The 15,823-nt window shown below is 63.5% G+C and carries 16 protein-coding genes and 1 pseudogene; 15 read left to right on the top strand and 2 right to left on the bottom strand.

The genetic code is table 11. The features are described 5' to 3' along the window. Positions 1–506 precede the first annotated feature (506 nt). From HPS36_RS16260 to HPS36_RS16250, 3 genes are all read left to right on the top strand, one after another. On the top strand, positions 507–1,406 hold the full coding sequence (locus HPS36_RS16260; protein WP_173231010.1) for a replication factor A: 900 nt from the start codon (positions 507–509) through the stop codon (positions 1,404–1,406). A 231-nt stretch (positions 1,407–1,637) separates the two neighbouring features. Then, positions 1,638–2,561, top strand: coding sequence for a transcription initiation factor IIB (locus tag HPS36_RS16255; RefSeq protein WP_173231009.1), 924 nt, complete (start codon positions 1,638–1,640; stop codon positions 2,559–2,561). A 440-nt stretch (positions 2,562–3,001) separates the two neighbouring features. Then, entirely contained in the window at positions 3,002–3,514 is a 513-nt protein-coding gene (locus HPS36_RS16250) for a winged helix-turn-helix domain-containing protein (RefSeq protein ID WP_173231008.1), read from the top strand. Positions 3,515–3,610: 96 nt separating this feature from the next. Here the strand turns inward: HPS36_RS16250 and HPS36_RS16245 are convergent, their stop codons facing one another. Continuing rightward, positions 3,611–5,323, bottom strand: a complete 1,713-nt coding sequence (locus HPS36_RS16245) for an L-lactate permease (RefSeq protein WP_173231007.1) — start codon at positions 5,321–5,323, stop codon at positions 3,611–3,613. Between the two features lie 167 nt (positions 5,324–5,490). Here HPS36_RS16245 and HPS36_RS16240 point away from each other — a divergent pair, with 167 nt between their 5' ends. The 11 genes and pseudogenes from HPS36_RS16240 to HPS36_RS16190 all read left to right on the top strand — a co-directional run bounded on the left by HPS36_RS16240 (position 5,491) and on the right by HPS36_RS16190 (position 14,200). Further along, positions 5,491–5,997, top strand: a complete 507-nt coding sequence (locus tag HPS36_RS16240) for a LutC/YkgG family protein (protein WP_173231006.1) — start codon at positions 5,491–5,493, stop codon at positions 5,995–5,997. Next, the gene (locus tag HPS36_RS16235) at positions 5,998–8,181 is read left to right on the top strand and encodes an LUD domain-containing protein (protein WP_173231005.1); all 2,184 of its coding nucleotides are present in this window, start codon (positions 5,998–6,000) and stop codon (positions 8,179–8,181) included. Between the two features lie 171 nt (positions 8,182–8,352). Next, a pseudogene (locus HPS36_RS16230) lies at positions 8,353–8,711 on the top strand (DUF7558 family protein). A gap of 79 nt (positions 8,712–8,790) precedes the next feature. Further along, positions 8,791–9,144, top strand: coding sequence for a hypothetical protein (locus HPS36_RS16225; RefSeq protein WP_173231004.1), 354 nt, complete (start codon positions 8,791–8,793; stop codon positions 9,142–9,144). A 6-nt stretch (positions 9,145–9,150) separates the two neighbouring features. After that, entirely contained in the window at positions 9,151–9,480 is a 330-nt protein-coding gene (locus HPS36_RS16220) for a hypothetical protein (RefSeq protein ID WP_173231003.1), read from the top strand. 93 nt (positions 9,481–9,573) lie between these two features. Continuing rightward, on the top strand, positions 9,574–9,942 hold the full coding sequence (locus HPS36_RS16215) for a ribbon-helix-helix domain-containing protein (protein WP_173231002.1): 369 nt from the start codon (positions 9,574–9,576) through the stop codon (positions 9,940–9,942). Further along, positions 9,939–10,508 (top strand): hypothetical protein, encoded by a 570-nt coding sequence (locus HPS36_RS16210; RefSeq protein ID WP_173231001.1) that lies wholly within the window; start codon positions 9,939–9,941, stop codon positions 10,506–10,508. The genes HPS36_RS16215 and HPS36_RS16210 overlap by 4 nt, the downstream gene beginning before the upstream one ends. A gap of 601 nt (positions 10,509–11,109) precedes the next feature. Then, positions 11,110–12,006: a replication factor A gene (locus tag HPS36_RS16205; protein ID WP_173231000.1), complete on the top strand. Its 897-nt coding sequence runs from the start codon at positions 11,110–11,112 to the stop codon at positions 12,004–12,006. A 225-nt stretch (positions 12,007–12,231) separates the two neighbouring features. Further along, positions 12,232–13,158 (top strand): transcription initiation factor IIB, encoded by a 927-nt coding sequence (locus HPS36_RS16200; RefSeq protein ID WP_173230999.1) that lies wholly within the window; start codon positions 12,232–12,234, stop codon positions 13,156–13,158. An 80-nt stretch (positions 13,159–13,238) separates the two neighbouring features. Beyond that, entirely contained in the window at positions 13,239–13,751 is a 513-nt protein-coding gene (locus HPS36_RS16195; protein WP_173230998.1) for a DUF7342 family protein, read from the top strand. Further along, on the top strand, positions 13,748–14,200 hold the full coding sequence (locus HPS36_RS16190; protein WP_173230997.1) for a hypothetical protein: 453 nt from the start codon (positions 13,748–13,750) through the stop codon (positions 14,198–14,200). Before HPS36_RS16195 ends, HPS36_RS16190 begins: the two co-directional genes overlap by 4 nt. A 7-nt stretch (positions 14,201–14,207) precedes the next feature. Here the strand turns inward: HPS36_RS16190 and HPS36_RS16185 are convergent, their stop codons facing one another. Then, a complete protein-coding gene (locus HPS36_RS16185; RefSeq protein WP_173230996.1) occupies positions 14,208–14,759 on the bottom strand; it encodes a DUF7342 family protein in 552 nt (183 codons plus the stop codon). Positions 14,760–14,895: 136 nt separating this feature from the next. On the opposite strand from HPS36_RS16185, the gene HPS36_RS16180 reads away from it, so the two are divergent. Beyond that, positions 14,896–15,777 carry a biosurfactant protein 1 gene (locus HPS36_RS16180; RefSeq protein ID WP_173231053.1) on the top strand — a complete coding sequence of 294 codons (882 nt, stop codon included), beginning with the start codon at positions 14,896–14,898 and terminating at the stop codon, positions 15,775–15,777. Positions 15,778–15,823: the final 46 nt, after the last annotated feature.

Here is a 15,823-nt window from a genome sequence, read left to right as displayed (position 1 = left end):
TACTGCTCTTCTTGGGCGTTGTTTGGCCGGAAATTCGGCAGTTGACCGAACGACTCAGCTGCGGTTTATTGAGCCGGCAGTAGTTTCTCTCGGCTGGCTGGTGTGGTACTCAACGGCTCGCACCGCTCGCCGCGTTCCGCCCTCCGCGTCGCTCGCGACCGACCATTCCGGGCGGGCTTCCGCTCCAGTAGGTGCGGGTCCTGCCGGGCTAAAGTGCATGTGCCCTCGACGCCAGCGGGAAAGCGCGGGGGGCTGCGCGGCGTGGCTGCTCACCCCCCACGCTTTCTCCGCTGGTCGCTCGCTCCGGGCGGGTCGGCGCGCGGTGCTGGTTGGGGCCACCTCATGCAGGCGCGCTCTCGCTCGCGCCCGGTAGGGCGCTCGCGAAGGCGCGAGCGAGAGCGCGCAGATGGTTCTGTCGGTCGTTGTCGTCGGAAAACCGCGATGTAGCAGCATCGCGGTGTCGGCGCGTGAGCGCCTTCGTGGAAATCACCCTGTAAGTGATTCCAATGTCTAGTAACAACGCTAGCGGAAAGGTCGTTTCGGTCGATGAACAGGCATTCGAGAAAGCGGGCGGTCAGACGGTCGATGAAGACGGCTTCCCGGTCGTCGACGAGACGCCGGAGTTCGAGGCCACGGTCGAGCAGGAGACACAGGCGAAGGTGGATGCGAACCACCCGGACGGGATCGCGGACGCGAGCGAGGACCGGATTCACGGTGTCACCCTCGAACAGGAGGAGCGCATTCAGGCGCGGGAAGCCGAACTGGAGCGCATCAGTGCCCAGGCCGAGCTGGGCACGCAGGACGGTCGGGAGCAGCGCACGCGGGAGGTCGTCGCGCAAGGGAGCAAGCAGCGCCGGCGGGAGTTCCAGAAGCGTGCCGCGAGCGTGGACCCGATGGCCGACCCCGAACGGGATGATCCCCGAGCGGAGCTCTCCCAGGATGAACTGGCGACGGTGAACACGGAGGCAGACCGACTCGCGACGCGGGTGGATGGCTGGTCGCGTGCGGCGGTCAGTCGACGCCTGGCCGAAGCGGTCGTCGACGGCACGGACATGACGAGTGCGGTCGTGCGGGTGTTCGAGGAGTTACAGACGGCCCCGGGGGGTACCGTGCCCATCGACGCTCTGGAGGACGTCGATCGCGGCACGGTCACGATCGAAGGTCGTGTGGAGACGCTCTGGGACAGTGATTCGCCGGCCATCCAGCAAGTCGGGCTGATCGCGGACGAGAGCGGACAAACGAAGGTGACGATCTGGAAAGCATCGGACGCGCCGTGGATCGAGGAAGGCGAGACGGTGCGCATCCACGAAGCGGCCACGAACTGGTACGAGGGCCGGATCTCGGTGGCTGTGACGGGGTGGAGCATCATCCACTTCCCGGAGCGCGGCCGGTGGTGGGACGCATAGCCAGTCGGAGCAGCCTTCTTTTTTTGCTGTGTGCCGGACCGACCCTGACCCCGCCGCCCCACCCTCCGCTCCGTGCTCGCTCCTACCGTCGCTGCGCGCGCAGCCACGACCTCGAGATCGGGTCTGAGATTTATCCCTCAAACCGCGGCAAGGGGTGCGCGACCAGGTTTGTTTCCCCCACGAGGGGTGCGGGGCGCGCCGAACTGGCGTGACCTCGATCAGGTGAGACCGATGACGACGAGTGAACCCTACGAGCGTGCGTTCGACGAAGATGTCCAGCGTGGTTCAACTGAGCCGTGTCCCGAGTGTAGGGGTCCGGTACGAACGAATTCAGCCGAAACGGTGTGTGCAGATTGCGGACTCGTCATCGACGAACAGTCGATCGACCACGGACCGGAGTGGTACGGCGACGACGACGATACGGCAAAGCGAACAGGGGCACCACTCACTCCAGCACGGCACGACCGCGGACTATCGACGGTGATCGGTACCGGACGAGGCGCGACAGATACTGATACCTCGAGCCAGAAGCGTCGGCGCCTTGCTCGGATGCGTCGCGAGCAGTCCCGGGGACGCTGGCGATCAAAGCAGGAGCGCAACCTCGGGCACGGCCTCACGGAGATCCGGCGGATCGCGAGTGCACTCGGGCTCGCGGATTCAGTACGTGACCAGGCGTGCCAGCTGTTCCGGACGGCACAGAACGAACGACTCCTCAAAGGTCGGTCTATCGAGGCGATGGCCGCCGCGAGCGTCTTCGGCGCCTGTCGGTGCAACGGACAATCGTGGCTCCTCGCCGACGTGGCGCCGATGGCACAGGTTCCACAGGATCGTGTCGAGAACGCCTACACCGTGCTCAACGAGGAGCTGGGCCTCCCAACGCCGCCAGTACGTCCGACACAGTTCGTCCCACGGCTCGCCTCCGAGCTCGGCTGTACCGACGTCGTTCGACGTCGGGCGGAGACGCTTGCTGCGCAGGCCGTCGACGCCGGCGTCACGACTGGCGTACATCCAGCGGGATTCGCTGCCGCCTGCCTGTACATGGCGGCGTGTGCCCACGATGCGCCGTTGACGCAAGCTGCCGCTGCGGCGGCGGCAGGGGTGACGGTTGAGACAGTCCGGAATCATCGTGACACGTTGCTTTCTGTCGTGGAGTAGGGCGGTATTGGCCTTCGAACTTCAGAATCACTGTCGTGGTTTTAACCAACAGCACAAACGGGAAATCACGGATTTGTTGGTTAACACCTCCCCAAAGCACACTCCTTCAGGAATGGGAGGACGTCAAAGAATTCTCAGAGTCTCCTTCCCCACCAATAGTTGCGCTTCTACCGGGTATTCACGGTGTTCAAAACGATATTTGCCAGCAGGGTAATTTGTTGGGAGAACAGCGGCCCTCATTTTGCTGGACCCCGGACCGGCCCAAGCCCCACCGCCCCACCCTCCGCTCCGTGCTCGCTCCGTGAGACTCGCCTCGCTCGTCTCACGTGCCCTCGTCGCTGTGCTCACGAGGACTTCGCTGCGCGCGCAGCCACAACCGTTGGGGAGAAAGAATAATTTCCTCAGAAAACTATTTGCGCACGTAATACGTAGCATCCAGTATGACCGAGACGTGGGACGACGTCAACGAACAGGTCAAGGCGGACTGGAAAGACGACACGACACCGTTCGAGCGGGTGTACGAAATCGTCGAACAGACCCACGACGGGCAGTCGGCGGCCGAGATCGCCGACCGCGCCCTCGTGAGCGAGCCGACGGCACGTCGCCACTGCAAGACGCTGGTGAACACAGGGTTCGCCGAGACGGAACCGGACGGCCAAACGACGCTGTACAAGCGAAACAGCGACCGGGTGTTGATGTCCCGGATCCGTGAGCTGCGTGAAGAAGTCGATCGGCCGGAGTTGCTCGACAGCATCCAGGACATGAAGGCCGAAATCCGGCGCTACGAGGACCGCTACGACGTGGTGTCACCGGAGGAACTTGCCCAGCAACTCGACGCCGACGAGACGGAGGGCTGGGACGATCTCACCGCATGGCGCACGACGCGGCAGAATCTCGCCGTCGCGCAAGCCGCACTCGCCTACGATGAGGCCAGCCACCAGCTCGTCGTATGAACGACGACGACCGCGCCGGCGAGTACGGGCCGATCTATTCGTATATCTCGCTTCTATACCGGAAGCAGCGGAGCCCCGGTACGTTGTCGACCGGGGTCAGAACAGGCCGGGGACCAGAACGTACGTCAGTAGCATCCCGAACAGGCCGGCGAATACGGCGAACAGCGCCATTGGGATGATCGCTTTCCGCAGGAGGTCGCCTTCACGCCCAGTGATTCCAACGACACCACAGATAGCGGCCACATTCAACACCGAGACCATGTTTCCGAGGCCGCCGCCGACGTTCTGCAGGCTGACGGCGATCACCCGGGAGACGCCGACCGTCTCGGCGGCGTTGTACTGGAGTACGCTGAAGAGGATGTTCGAGGACGTGTTGCTCCCCGTCATAAACGAGCCGATAGCGCCGATCCACGGCGAGATGAGCGGGAGTAGACCGCCGGCGCCCATCGCGAGCGCGCGGCTGAGGGCCTCCATCATGCCGAGGAGATCGGCGGTGTTCGTCTGCGACTGAATCATTATCTGCGTCATCGAGACGGCGATAATGAGCGTGAGGGCGGCCGGAGCGATCTGCTGGATCGACCGTCGCCACGCTGCCCCCATCTGTGTGGTGTCCATCTTGTGAAGGAAGCCAGTGAGAATCGCGATGGGGATGAACGGCATCGTTCCGGGAAGATAGAGGTACTGAAGGGTGTATCCAAGTTCAGTACCGAGGATCGAATCGAGACCGACGGAGAAACTCTGGATCCAGTCAAGGACAGCGACGCCGGCGACGGTGAGGTCCGGCCACCGCGTGACGAGCAGTGCGAGCGCAACGAGCAGATACGGTGTCCACGCCAACAGCACGGACATCTCCTGTTTGGGTTGATCACGGGACACCTCGTCAAGATCGAGGCCGCCGAGCCACGTGTCGCTCCATGTCGATTCCTCGGGGAAATCCCACTGGTCATCAGGGATGAGGATATCGTTGTTTGCGAGCAGGAGACCGATGCCGAGCACCACGAACCCCGCGGCGATATCGGGGAGTGCAGGCCCGACGAACCACGCGATTACCAGCTGTGTGCCACCAGTGACGACGCCGAGTACGAGCGCGAACGGCGCGATGGGGAGAGTACTACGCATGGCGGCTCCAATGCTGCGTTCACCGTCACCGCTCCCGAACCAGTACGTCAGGAAGAACACGCCGAGCAGTCCCCAGAACACGTACGTCAGTCCCGTGATGACGCCAGTCCACGCAGAGACCATCGAGAGGAACTCGGATACACTCACCGACCCGGACAGCGCTGGGTTGATGACGGCACCGGTGCCGCCGATGACAGGCGTGCCGGCGGCACCGAACGGCGGGTTCGGGGCGTTGAAGTAGAGCCCGAACACCGCAGCGGCCAATGGGGGGAATCCGAGGCCGATGAACAGTGGTGCGGCGAGTGCTCCCGGTGTCCCGAACCCGGCTGCACCTTCGATGATGGTCATGAATCCGAGACCGATGAGCAGCACCTGGATGCGCCGGTCTCCTTCGATCTGCCCGAAGTACCACCTGATCGTAGCAATAGCGCCACTGCCCTCCAAGTAGTTCATCAGGAGGATCGCACCGAAGACGATGAGGATGATGTCGACGGCCTGCAGCGCGCCGTAGACGGCCGACGCTACCAACCAGGTGGGCTCCATGCTCCAGTACGTGAGTCCGATTCCGGCCGCGAGCAGCCACCCGACACCCATTGCGCGAGCGGCGGACCACCGGAACCCAGCGAGCAGTACGAACGCGACGCCGATCGGGACGACGCCGACGAGAGCTAGTGTGAGAACATCAGGCATGGTTGGATCTCTCCACTATTGGTCCATCGAACAACCAGCCATATGTGATTTACTTTCTATATGAGATATACCTGCAGATACGGCCGGCGGATATTCATAACGAAAGAGAGGAGATGTTTAGGCCGGAGAGGAAACATCCATTAACTGTTGGTTCAATATTGGGGAACATGTCAGCTGAGGCAATTGCGACCTTCGAGTCGTCGCTCGACGAGATCGGCGTCGAACTCGTGCGAACCACGGCCGACGAGTTCGCGTCGACGCTTTCACCCCTGCTCGACGCACCTACGGTCGGCACCTCACTCCCCTTCGAGACCGTCTCGCTGCCGGACAGCGTCGATACCGATCCGTCGATCGCGGACCTCGAGGCCGCGGCGACCGGCGTCACTGCTGCCGGCTACGGTATCGCCGACTACGGCTCGGTGATCATCCAGGGCGGTACCGACGGCGAGGAGCCGGTGAGTCTCTATGCGGACGAACACGTCGCCGTCGTCGCCGCCAGCGACGTGCTGCCGGACATGGACGCGACGTTCGACCAGCTCGCCGAGGATATCCGGAACGGCGTCGGACAGTCCATCATCGCGACGGGGCCGAGCGCAACCGCGGACATGGGCTCGCTCGTGACGGGCGCTCACGGCCCGATGGATGTGACGGTCGTACTCCTGGAGGACAAGTAGATGAGCGCCGACACCCGCCGGCAGAAGGCCGAGCGCATCCGCCATCTCCTCGACACCGAGGGCGACGCCGTTCACGAGAACACCCAGGTCTTCAACGAGGGCCGGTACGAGTCCACCGCGAATCTCGATGACTACGACGAGTTGAAAAACGAGGCTCGTGCCATCAAGGAAGACGCTATCGAACGCCTCCCTGAACTGGTCGACCAAGTCACCGAGGCCGTCGAAGCCAACGGCGGCAGCGTCTACGTCGCCGACGACGCCGCCGACGCGAACCGATACATCGAGGAGGTCGTCGACGGCCGCGACGTGGTGAAGTCGAAGTCGATGACGAGCGAGGAGATCGAGGTCAACGAGTCGCTCGAGGCACGCGACGGGGACGTCTGGGAGACCGACCTCGCAGAGTTCGTCCTCCAAGTCGCCGACGAGGCTCCCTCACACATCGTCGCCCCGGCGATCCACAAGTCCCGCGAGGAGATCGCAGCCCTGTTCAACGAGGTGTTCGATCCCGAAGAGCCCTTGGAGACTGCCGAGGAGCTGACGCGATTCGCTCGCGAGTACCTCGGCGAGAAGATCTTGGACGCCGAGGTCGGGATGACGGGCGCGAACTTCGTCACCGCGGACACCGGCACGCTCGCGCTGGTCACGAGTGAGGGGAATGCCCGCAAGTGCGTGCAGGCGACGGACACCCACGTCGCAGTCGCGGGTGTCGAGAAACTCGTCCCGAGTGTCGAGGATCTCCAACCGTTCGTCGAACTGATCGGGCGATCCGGGACCGGCCAGGACATTACCTCCTACATCTCGCTGTTCACCCCGCCTAGTGACTCCCCCACCTTCGGCGGGAACGAACTCGAATCCGGCGACGACCGCGAGTTCCACCTCGTGCTCATCGACAACGGGCGGATGGAGATGCGCGAGGACGATCAGCTCCGCGAGACGCTGTACTGCATCCGGTGTTCGGCGTGTGCGAACTCCTGTGCGAACTTCCAGCACGTCGGCGGCCACGCCTTCGGTGGCGAGACGTACTCCGGCGGCATCGCCACCGGCTGGGAGGCCGGCGTCCACGGCGAGGACAGTGCCGCCGAGTTCAACGACCTCTGTACGGGTTGTAGTCGGTGTGTGAACCAGTGTCCGGTGAACATCGACATCCCGTGGATCAACACGGTCGTCCGAGACCGCATCAATCGCGGGGAGGACGGCGACTTCGACTTCCTCGTGGAGGGGCTCACCCCGGACGAGGAGCCCGGTGGGGTCGACCTCCAGAAACGGCTGTTCGGGAACTTCGACACCCTGGCGAAACTCGGGTCGGCGTTCGCACCGCTCTCGAACTGGGCCGCACGGACCGGTCCCGCGCGCTCGCTGCTGGAGCGAACTCTCGGCGTCGACAGCCGCCGTGAACTCCCGGAGTTCGAACGTGAATCACTCGTGGAGTGGTTCGAGAAGCGGGGGCCACACGTCGGTCGCGACGAGGCACGCCGACAGGTCGCACTCTACCCCGACGCGTACACGAACTACGTGCGCACGGAGCGCGGGAAGGCGGCCGTCCGCGTCCTCGAAGCGCTCGACATCCGCGTCGACGTTCCGCCCGCAGGCGAGAGCGGGCGCGCCCCGCTCTCACAGGGGATGGTGTCGACGGCCCAGTCCAACGCCGATGCCGTCTACGACGCGCTCGCGCCCGCCATCGCGGCAGGTCACGATGTCGTCGTCATCGAGCCGTCAGATCTTGCGATGTTCCACCGCGAGTACGAACGGCTCCTTCCGGAAGACGACTACGCCGCGCTGCACGAGCAGAGCTACGAACTCATGGAGTACGTCTACGGCCTGCTGGAGAACGGGGGGGATATCGATGTACTCCCTGGCGGCGACGACGAGCGGATCGCCTACCACAGCCACTGCCAGCAGCGGACGCTCGATCTCGAACCGTACACGGTGGCGGTGCTCGAAGACTGCGGGTTCGACGTGACGACCTCGGACGTGGAGTGTTGCGGGATGGCTGGAAGCTTCGGCTACAAGTCCGAGTACTACGAGCTCAGCGTGGACGTCGGCGAGACGCTCGTCGATGAATTCACAACAGAAGACACCGCGGACCGTACTGTCGTCGCCAGCGGGACGTCGTGTCTCGAGCAACTCGACGCACTCCTCACGCGCCGGCCCGCACATCCGGTACGGCTACTCGATACACAGTAGTCCGGCCCGGATGTGGGGTCGCATAGGGTTGTTCCGCCGGCAGTAGTCTTCCCTTCCAGAGCTGTTCGGTCGGGGGAGAGCGGGATAATTAGTGTGCTGTCACACTGAATCGGTTCGCGCGGGAGACGTCATTTCTGGCAGGAGTAGGAACTGGAGCGACGCTGAGAGCAGATGTCGGGGAAGCAAGCGAACATTCCTGCATGGACCTGCCGGGAACTCAACGGATGTGCGTTCTGCGACGCCCCGCCAGGTACCGAGGCTGGCGAGGCCCACACCGGGGGCCAGGACGAGCGGGTCACCTACCCGATCTGCGTCGACTGCGCGATTCAGACGGAGCCGGACCCGATAAGCGCGATCACAACGACTGTGACGGCTGTGGACTGGTCGTCCACACGCTCGGGGCTCTCACCCGGTTCCGGGTCGAACTGGGACATTTGGAAGGCCCATTGCAACTGTGCGCTCGCTGTAGTCCCGGCGGGCTCGCAACATACTGGACGCGCGACCTCGGGGCGCACGTCGTCACAGACTGACGCACCGAGCAGTCGTCGACACGGGTGACACGGCGGTAGATCCACTATCTTCAACTGGTGAGGGCTCCTCAGGATGCCTATGGATTGCCCCGCATGCGGCTCTCCAGTCACCCTCGAGGTCGGACCGGACCGGCCGCTTTCGACGTCGCTGTCCGACGCAGTCCTTGCAGCAGAAGAGGATGAGCGGATCGAGGTGAGCCGAGACTGTTGGGACTGTGGCTGGCACGAAATGCGGCAGCTCCGCATTGAATCGATCGACACGACCGCGGGCGACGAGACTGCCGTCGAGCGAGCCGCACTCATCGACGAGATCACCGATGAGCTCGCGGAGATCGATCAGGTCGCAACGCTCGAGGAGCTCCTTACAGAGGCCCGCCGGCAACGAAGAGCCGACCCAGTGACGAGTGATACGGACGGCAATGCCACTGAGTGACTGGATATGTCTGATACAGAGCCCCGCTATGACGTTCGTGAGCAAACCGGGGATCCTGACCACGCATCGGTCGACGATGTGATCGACCTCGTGGTCCACCGGGCGCAGAACCCGCGAACGGAGCACGAGGATACCCATTTCGACAGGACGATGGCGACCGTTATCGATACCTACGGGACCGATCCCGTCCGCACAGTCATCCACCGTATCCTCGTCGACAACGAACCGTTCCGAACCGCCACGAACGGTCTTGAGATGCGTAATGTCGACGGCGTTCGGATTGGGACGGTAGCCAGCTGGTTCCTCGAGGAGCTGAACGCACAGGACGACGGCTGAGACTGGCGGGACGGTCCCGTCAGGGCTTCGATGTGTAAGCTCTGTGCAAACGTCGAAACGGTTATCACTCTATGTGCAGAACGTGCACATGGAATGAGCGCAAGTGATGATCCGCGACGGGTCCATTTCCAGTCGCCGGAGTATCTCGTCGACCGGCTGGATGCGATCGCGGAGCTCTTCGATAAGGATCGGACGGATCTGCTTGTCGAGGCGATTCGGGAGTACATCGAAGACACGGCCGACAGCGAGACATTTCAGGAGTTGGTCGCGACGAAGTACTACGACGACCAGCTTGAGTTCGAGACAGTCAAGCAGTTGGTCGGCGCCGAGACCGCCCAGCGCCTCCGGCTTCTCAAAGCGGATCTCGAGGATGAACCACTCAATCTCGCTGCCCCCGACGACGTCGACATCTACGATGGCGACGCGACGGTGGTTGAGCCCGCAGGCGACGACGAGCGATGAGCGGCCGGCGGTTGCGAACGATCGTCGCCGACACCAGCGCGCTTGTTAGTCTCGCGGTTCCCCGAGCCGACGCGGCCGTCGGTACCGATGTTCCCGACCCGTTCCAGTATCTGCTCACCTCGTGTGAGGTGTTCGTCCCTCCGGAAGTCGTTACAGAACTCCGCGACATCACGCAGTATCAGGACATCCACGCCGCAGCCGCGAGTAACGCCCTCGCGGCCCGTGGCCACTACACGGTCGAAGATCCATACGACCGCGATGAAACGCCAGACTCTCGGCCGACGTTCGGCCTCGATGACGGCGAAACCGACGGGATCGTCCTCGCGAACGCGCTCGACGTCGACGGCTTTCTCACCGACGAGTTCGGTGGGACGAACTTCCCGCTGATTCACGCCGTGTTGCAGGGCCCACGGATCGTCCCGACGCCGCGACTCATCGTCGACTACGCTCGGAACGGACATCTGAGCCACGAGGCGGCTCGAACCCTGCTCACGACGATCAGCCCGCATCGGAGCTGGGAGAATAGTCCCTACGTCTCGCAATTGCTTCAGCGTCTCGACGAGTAACAGGTCTCCGAATGGCGATGCCGAACACCTAGTGCCGGCGACGCCACTCGAAAGCCCTCGGCCGCTCGGCATCCCGCGACCACCGCTGCGCGCCTCGTGCCTGCGGTGCTTGCGGGGTCGGGGGACGACCGAGACGACCTCGCCCTTTCTGAGTCCACCAGGACGGTAGCTGGGTCACCGAGTGTCGCGGCCGGCTGGACAGGTGTGTGCGTCACGGCCCGCCCCGCTCGCCGCTGCCGCCCTCCGCGTCGCTCGCGACCGACCATTCCGGGCATGCGGGCGCTCTCCACACCGCCCGCGCCCGTTCCGGGCTAAAGTGCATGTGCCCTCGACGCCAGCGGGAAAGCGCGAGGGGTTGCGCGGCGTAGCTGCTCACCCCCCACGCTTTCTCCGCTGGCCGCTCGCTCCGGGCGGGTCGGCGCGCGGTGCTGGTTGGGGCCACCTCATGCAGGCGCGCTCTCGCTCGCGCCCGGTAGGGCGCTCGCGAAGGCGCGAGCGAGAGCGCGCAGATGGTTCTGTCGGTCGTTGTCGTCGGAAAACCGCGATGTAGCAGCATCGCGGTGTCGGCGCGTGAGCGCCTTCGGAACTTGGTGAAGTCCCAATGTCAAGTAACAGCTCTAGTAGCAAGGTCGTTACGGTGGATGAACAGGCATTCGAGAACGCGGGCGAGCAGGCGGTCGATGAAGATGGCTTCCCGGTCGTCGACGAGACGCCGGAGTTCGAGGCGGCGGTCGAGCAGGAGACGCAGGCGAAGGTGGATGCGAACCACCCGGACGGGATCGCGGACACGAGCGAGGACCGGATTCACGGTGTTACCCTCGAACAGGAGGAGCGCATTCGGGCGCGGGAAGCCGAACTGGAGCGCATCAGTGCCCAAGCCGAACTGGGAACACAGGAGGGACGCGCGAAGCGGACGCGAGACATCGCAGCGAAGCGGAGCGCTGAGAGGCGTGTGGAGTTCCAGAAGCGGGCGGCGAGCGTGAATCCGATAGCGGACCCGGAGCGAGACGATCCCCGTGCAGAGCTCACGCAGGAGCAGTTGGCAGCGGTGAACAAACAGTCGATGCGGTTGGCCGAGAAGTTGGATGGCTGGTCGCGAGCAGCGATTGGCCGGCGGCTGGGTGAAGCCGTCGTCGGTGGGAAAGACCTGACGAGTGCAGTCGTCGGGGTGTTCGAGGAGTTACAGACGGCACCTGGGACGGTGATTCCCATCGGGAAGATCGAGGACATCAATCGCAAAGAGGTGTGCGTTGAGGGTCGGGTCGAGGTACTCTGGGATGCGGACTCGCCGGCCATCGCTCAAGTCGGGCTGATCGCGGACGACAGTGGGAAAACGAAGGTGACGATTTGGGAGAAATCAGATGCGCCGTGGATTGAAGAGGGTGAGCAGGTGCGTATTCACAAGGCGGCCCGGAACTGGTACGATGGGCGCGTCTCACTGGCCGTTACCGGGTGGACTACGATTCATTTCCCAGAGCGCGGTCGGTGGTGGGAATAGCCGGTCATCGTTCCCCCTTTTTTGCTGGTGTGTACGCGGTCACCGCCACCTCCCACCACCTCCACGGTCCGGGCAGCTCACGGCGCCAGGGCGCCGTTGCGCGGCCGGGCTTTCGCCACCGCGGTCCATCGGTGTCACCACCGCCCCCTGTGGTGTGTATGTGCCCCCTGATGGATGAGGGCAATCCGAGAGACGCGATGCGCGTGTATTCCCTCGTGTGTATCCATGGCAACCAGAGACATCTACGAGACAGCGTTCGACGAAGACGTCCAGACCGACACGGAGTCGAATCAGTGTCCCGAGTGCGACGGCCGGGTCACCACCAACGCAGTCGAAACCGTCTGCGAGGACTGTGGCCTCGTTATTGAGGAGCAACGTCTCGACCACGGGCCAGAGTGGCGAGGGTTCGACGAAGACGAGCGCGACCGGACGGGTGCCCCACTCACTGCGGCCCGCCACGATCGCGGCCTGTCGACGGAAATCGGTCGCGGCACCGACGCGAACGGGAACGAACTTTCCGGGCAGAAGCGACGGCGACTCGCGCGGATGCGCCGTGAGCAGACCCGTGGGCGGTTTCAGTCGAAAGCGGAACGGAACCTCGCACACGGGCTGGGCGAAGTGCGCCGGTTGGCGAGTGCCCTCGAGCTCTCCGAGTCGATTCGCGATCAGGCGTGCCAGCTCTTCAGGAGCGCGCAAAACGAGGATCTGCTTCGTGGCAGATCTATCGAGGCGATCGCCGCGGCCAGCGTCCACGGGGCCTGCCGGTGCAACGGCCGGTCGCAGCTCCTCGACGACATTCTGACGGTGGCGACGGTCGCAGAATCGCGGGTCACGAACGCGTACAAGACACTCAACAAGGAGCTGGGACTCCCAGCCAAACCCGTGAGGCCGACGATGTACATTCCACGGCTGGCATCCGACCTCGACTGCCCGGAGCGGATCCGACGTCGGGCGCGAGTACTTGCCGAAGCAGCCGAGGAGGCGGGGGTGACGACCGGCGTCCACCCGGCCGGCTTCGCCGCGGCCTGTCTCTACACGGCCGGCCAAGAACAGGGGCGGTGGGTGACGCAGTATGCTGTCGCCGAGTCCGGGAACGTCACGCCGACGACTGTCCAGGCGCATTACGAGACACTAAAAGAGCAGGTAGCCTGAGAACGCTCCTGCACGAACACAGTCAAAAAGAGATAGTTTTCTCAGAAAATTATTTGTTTCTAGCCCGCGTAGCACCCAGTATGACCGAGACGTGGGACGACGTCAACGAGCAGGTCAAAACGGACTGGAAAGACGACACCACGCCATTCGAGCGGGTGTACGAAGTCGTTGAACAGACCCACGACGGGCAGTCGGCAGCCAAGATCGGCGAGCGGGCCCTCGTGAGCGAGCCGACAGCGCGTCGCCACTGTAAGTCGCTCGTGAACACGGGCTTCGCCGAGACGGAACAGGAGGGCCAAACGACGCTGTACAAGCGCAACAGTGATCGGGTGTTGATGTCCCGGATCCGCGAGCTACGTGAGGAAGTCACTCGACCGGAGTTGCTTGACAGTATCCAGGAGATGAAGGCCGAGATCCGGCGCTACGAGGACCGGTACGATGTGGTGTCCCCGGAAGAACTCGCCCAGCAACTTGACGCCGACGAGACGAAGGGCTGGGATGACCTCACCGCGTGGCGCACGACGCGACAGAACCTCGCCGTCGCGCAAGCAGCACTCGCGTACGACGAGGCCAGGCACCAGCTCGCTGTATGAGCGACGACGACCGCGCCGGCGAGTTCGGACCCATCTATCTTCCGGCACTCCAGCGGATTCGTGACCTCTGGCTCGACCTCGAACCGCTCGTTGACGCCACAGCGTACGACGATGTCGTCGCTCCCACGGAACTGCAGATCAATCTCAGCGATGGGCTTGCCGATGCCGAGAGCGCTCGGCTCGATATCCAGTGGAGCGAACTGGGGATGTATTCATTCCATTACGTCGATAGCAACGACGTCAACTGGCGTTTCGATCGCCACCCGAACACACACTCCCCCGAGATCCACTTTCATCCCCCGCCCGCGGCCGCGACGACGGACGCCGAACCGTCGTGTATCGACGTGACTGAGGTCTCACTCGTGACGCGTGCCGTCCACACAATGTGGCGGGCAGCGTACGAGGACAACAACGTCGACCAGTTGAATAGCGCCTCAAACCCGCCGTAAGGCGACATTATCGCATGGCGCGGTCAGCCACGTCCATCATCTGCTCGCGAGCAGCTTCGACATCCGAGTAGAGCACCAACGCGTGCTTGATGAGGCGACGGTCCTCCAGGTTCTCTTCCCAGCGTGTAATCACGTCACGGCGTTCGTGAAGTTCGTCACTTGAGAGATCGCCATCAGCAAGCGACTGTTCGAGCTCTTCCCACGTCTCGACATCGTAGGTCGCCTGCCACTTCTCGATCTCTTCGGTGATCGCGGCCAATTCGTTGCGCAGCTCCTCGCGCGTGTTCTCCTCAATGAGCGAACGGATTTCCTCGAAGAGCAGGCGCGTGTAGTCCGGCTGATAGCGAGTCGTCTCGCCGGCCTCGACGTGACGCAACTGGCCCTGGTCGACGAGATCCTGAAGTTCCTCGTTGGTCGTGCTCCAGGCGGCGTCGGCCTGCTCGCTGATCCAGTTGACCGACCGCGGTTCCCGAAGGGTCTCGGCGACTGCTCGAATACGGTCGCGGGCACTCATCGACTTATCCCACGACTGAACGCCATCTCGCGAGGATTCGGACATGCGTGGCACCTCTTGCAATAGTGTTCGTGCCTTATACTCATATATGGTTGTACCTTCTCGCATAATCAAGAGTTCCTTACGGGCATACGCGTCCGGACATTGAAATACGAAACCGACAGAAGCTATGAGCCAACCGATGCATAACAGATATTCAGACTTTGAGGAACTGCGGCCGACCGGCGAGGCGTCCCACGTTCCGGACACGAGGCTGGACGACGGGTACGAAGGTAACCCCAGACGGCAACGTGTCGCGACGAGCACTGACGGCTATCCTGCTGCGCCGACGGCCACCGACGGCGAGTGCCGGTCCTGTGGGGCGTCAGTTCCAGACGGACAGACGAAATGCCGGTTCTGTCTTACCAACCATCTCGAGAGTGACACCACCAGCACGGGCGAGTCAGCGTCGACGACGGTCCTCGGTATCGTCCACCTAGTCGTCGAGTCGACCACGTTCTACGGCGCCGTCGCGAAGGGCGGCGCGGCAGCGAACCTCCTCTCCGCCAACGAGGCGGAGCCGGCCGTCGACGACTACACGCTCATCTACGATCTCGACGAGGCACCGGCTCGCCAGCTGGCCGAGCAATGGCCCTCACTTCCCGACGCGGTACAGGTGTCCTCAGCGGAGGGAGAGCAGCTTCTCAGTGCCGCCCGTGACCGGGCTGGGTGGCACGGGCAGGAAGCGTCGGAGCGTCAGGAACAGGCCCCGACGCGCCTCTACGACCAGCGTGGGGACGGCATCCGCGACGCGTCGCGTCTCGACGCGGTCCTCGACGACGCCGACGATGCGGTGTGGCTGGTTCCAGCGATAGCGCTGACCGAATCTACTGGCGAAGCTGCGGCTGATCGCCAGGCGTCGTCGGTACCGACGACGCAGGAACTCGAGTGTCAAACCTGTGGACGGGCGACCGACCATCGGTTCAAAACGCATGAGTCGGTCCCGGATGAGGCGTGGACAGGACAACCGATCTGGGAGTGCCGGGTGTGTGGCTCAGCTCGCTACGGCCCCAATCTCGAGTAGCCCCAGTGCTCGGCGTCGATTAACCAACAGCCTGCGAGAACTGTCG

It is taken from the genome of Halorubrum salinarum (assembly GCF_013267195.1).
Taxonomy (GTDB): Archaea; Halobacteriota; Halobacteria; order Halobacteriales; family Haloferacaceae; genus Halorubrum; species Halorubrum salinarum.
The sequence above is the reverse complement of the archived record's forward strand: the minus strand, read 5'-3'. Positions and strand labels throughout refer to the sequence as shown.

Bases quoted from the DNA above. Each gene is read 5' to 3' on its own strand.
- HPS36_RS16185 (WP_173230996.1), bottom strand. From the start codon at position 14,759: ATGTCCGAATCCTCGCGAGATGGCGTTCAGTCGTGGGATAAGTCGATG.
- HPS36_RS16240 (WP_173231006.1), top strand. From the start codon at position 5,491: ATGTCAGCTGAGGCAATTGCGACCTTCGAGTCGTCGCTCGACGAGATC.
- HPS36_RS16255 (WP_173231009.1), top strand. From the start codon at position 1,638: ATGACGACGAGTGAACCCTACGAGCGTGCGTTCGACGAAGATGTCCAG.
- HPS36_RS16225 (WP_173231004.1), top strand. From the start codon at position 8,791: ATGGATTGCCCCGCATGCGGCTCTCCAGTCACCCTCGAGGTCGGACCG.
- HPS36_RS16190 (WP_173230997.1), top strand. From the start codon at position 13,748: ATGAGCGACGACGACCGCGCCGGCGAGTTCGGACCCATCTATCTTCCG.
- HPS36_RS16215 (WP_173231002.1), top strand. From the start codon at position 9,574: ATGAGCGCAAGTGATGATCCGCGACGGGTCCATTTCCAGTCGCCGGAG.
- HPS36_RS16180 (WP_173231053.1), top strand. From the start codon at position 14,896: ATGCATAACAGATATTCAGACTTTGAGGAACTGCGGCCGACCGGCGAG.
- HPS36_RS16260 (WP_173231010.1), top strand. From the start codon at position 507: ATGTCTAGTAACAACGCTAGCGGAAAGGTCGTTTCGGTCGATGAACAG.
- HPS36_RS16220 (WP_173231003.1), top strand. From the start codon at position 9,151: ATGTCTGATACAGAGCCCCGCTATGACGTTCGTGAGCAAACCGGGGAT.
- HPS36_RS16250 (WP_173231008.1), top strand. From the start codon at position 3,002: ATGACCGAGACGTGGGACGACGTCAACGAACAGGTCAAGGCGGACTGG.
- HPS36_RS16210 (WP_173231001.1), top strand. From the start codon at position 9,939: ATGAGCGGCCGGCGGTTGCGAACGATCGTCGCCGACACCAGCGCGCTT.
- HPS36_RS16205 (WP_173231000.1), top strand. From the start codon at position 11,110: ATGTCAAGTAACAGCTCTAGTAGCAAGGTCGTTACGGTGGATGAACAG.
- HPS36_RS16245 (WP_173231007.1), bottom strand. From the start codon at position 5,323: ATGCCTGATGTTCTCACACTAGCTCTCGTCGGCGTCGTCCCGATCGGC.
- HPS36_RS16200 (WP_173230999.1), top strand. From the start codon at position 12,232: ATGGCAACCAGAGACATCTACGAGACAGCGTTCGACGAAGACGTCCAG.
- HPS36_RS16235 (WP_173231005.1), top strand. From the start codon at position 5,998: ATGAGCGCCGACACCCGCCGGCAGAAGGCCGAGCGCATCCGCCATCTC.
- HPS36_RS16195 (WP_173230998.1), top strand. From the start codon at position 13,239: ATGACCGAGACGTGGGACGACGTCAACGAGCAGGTCAAAACGGACTGG.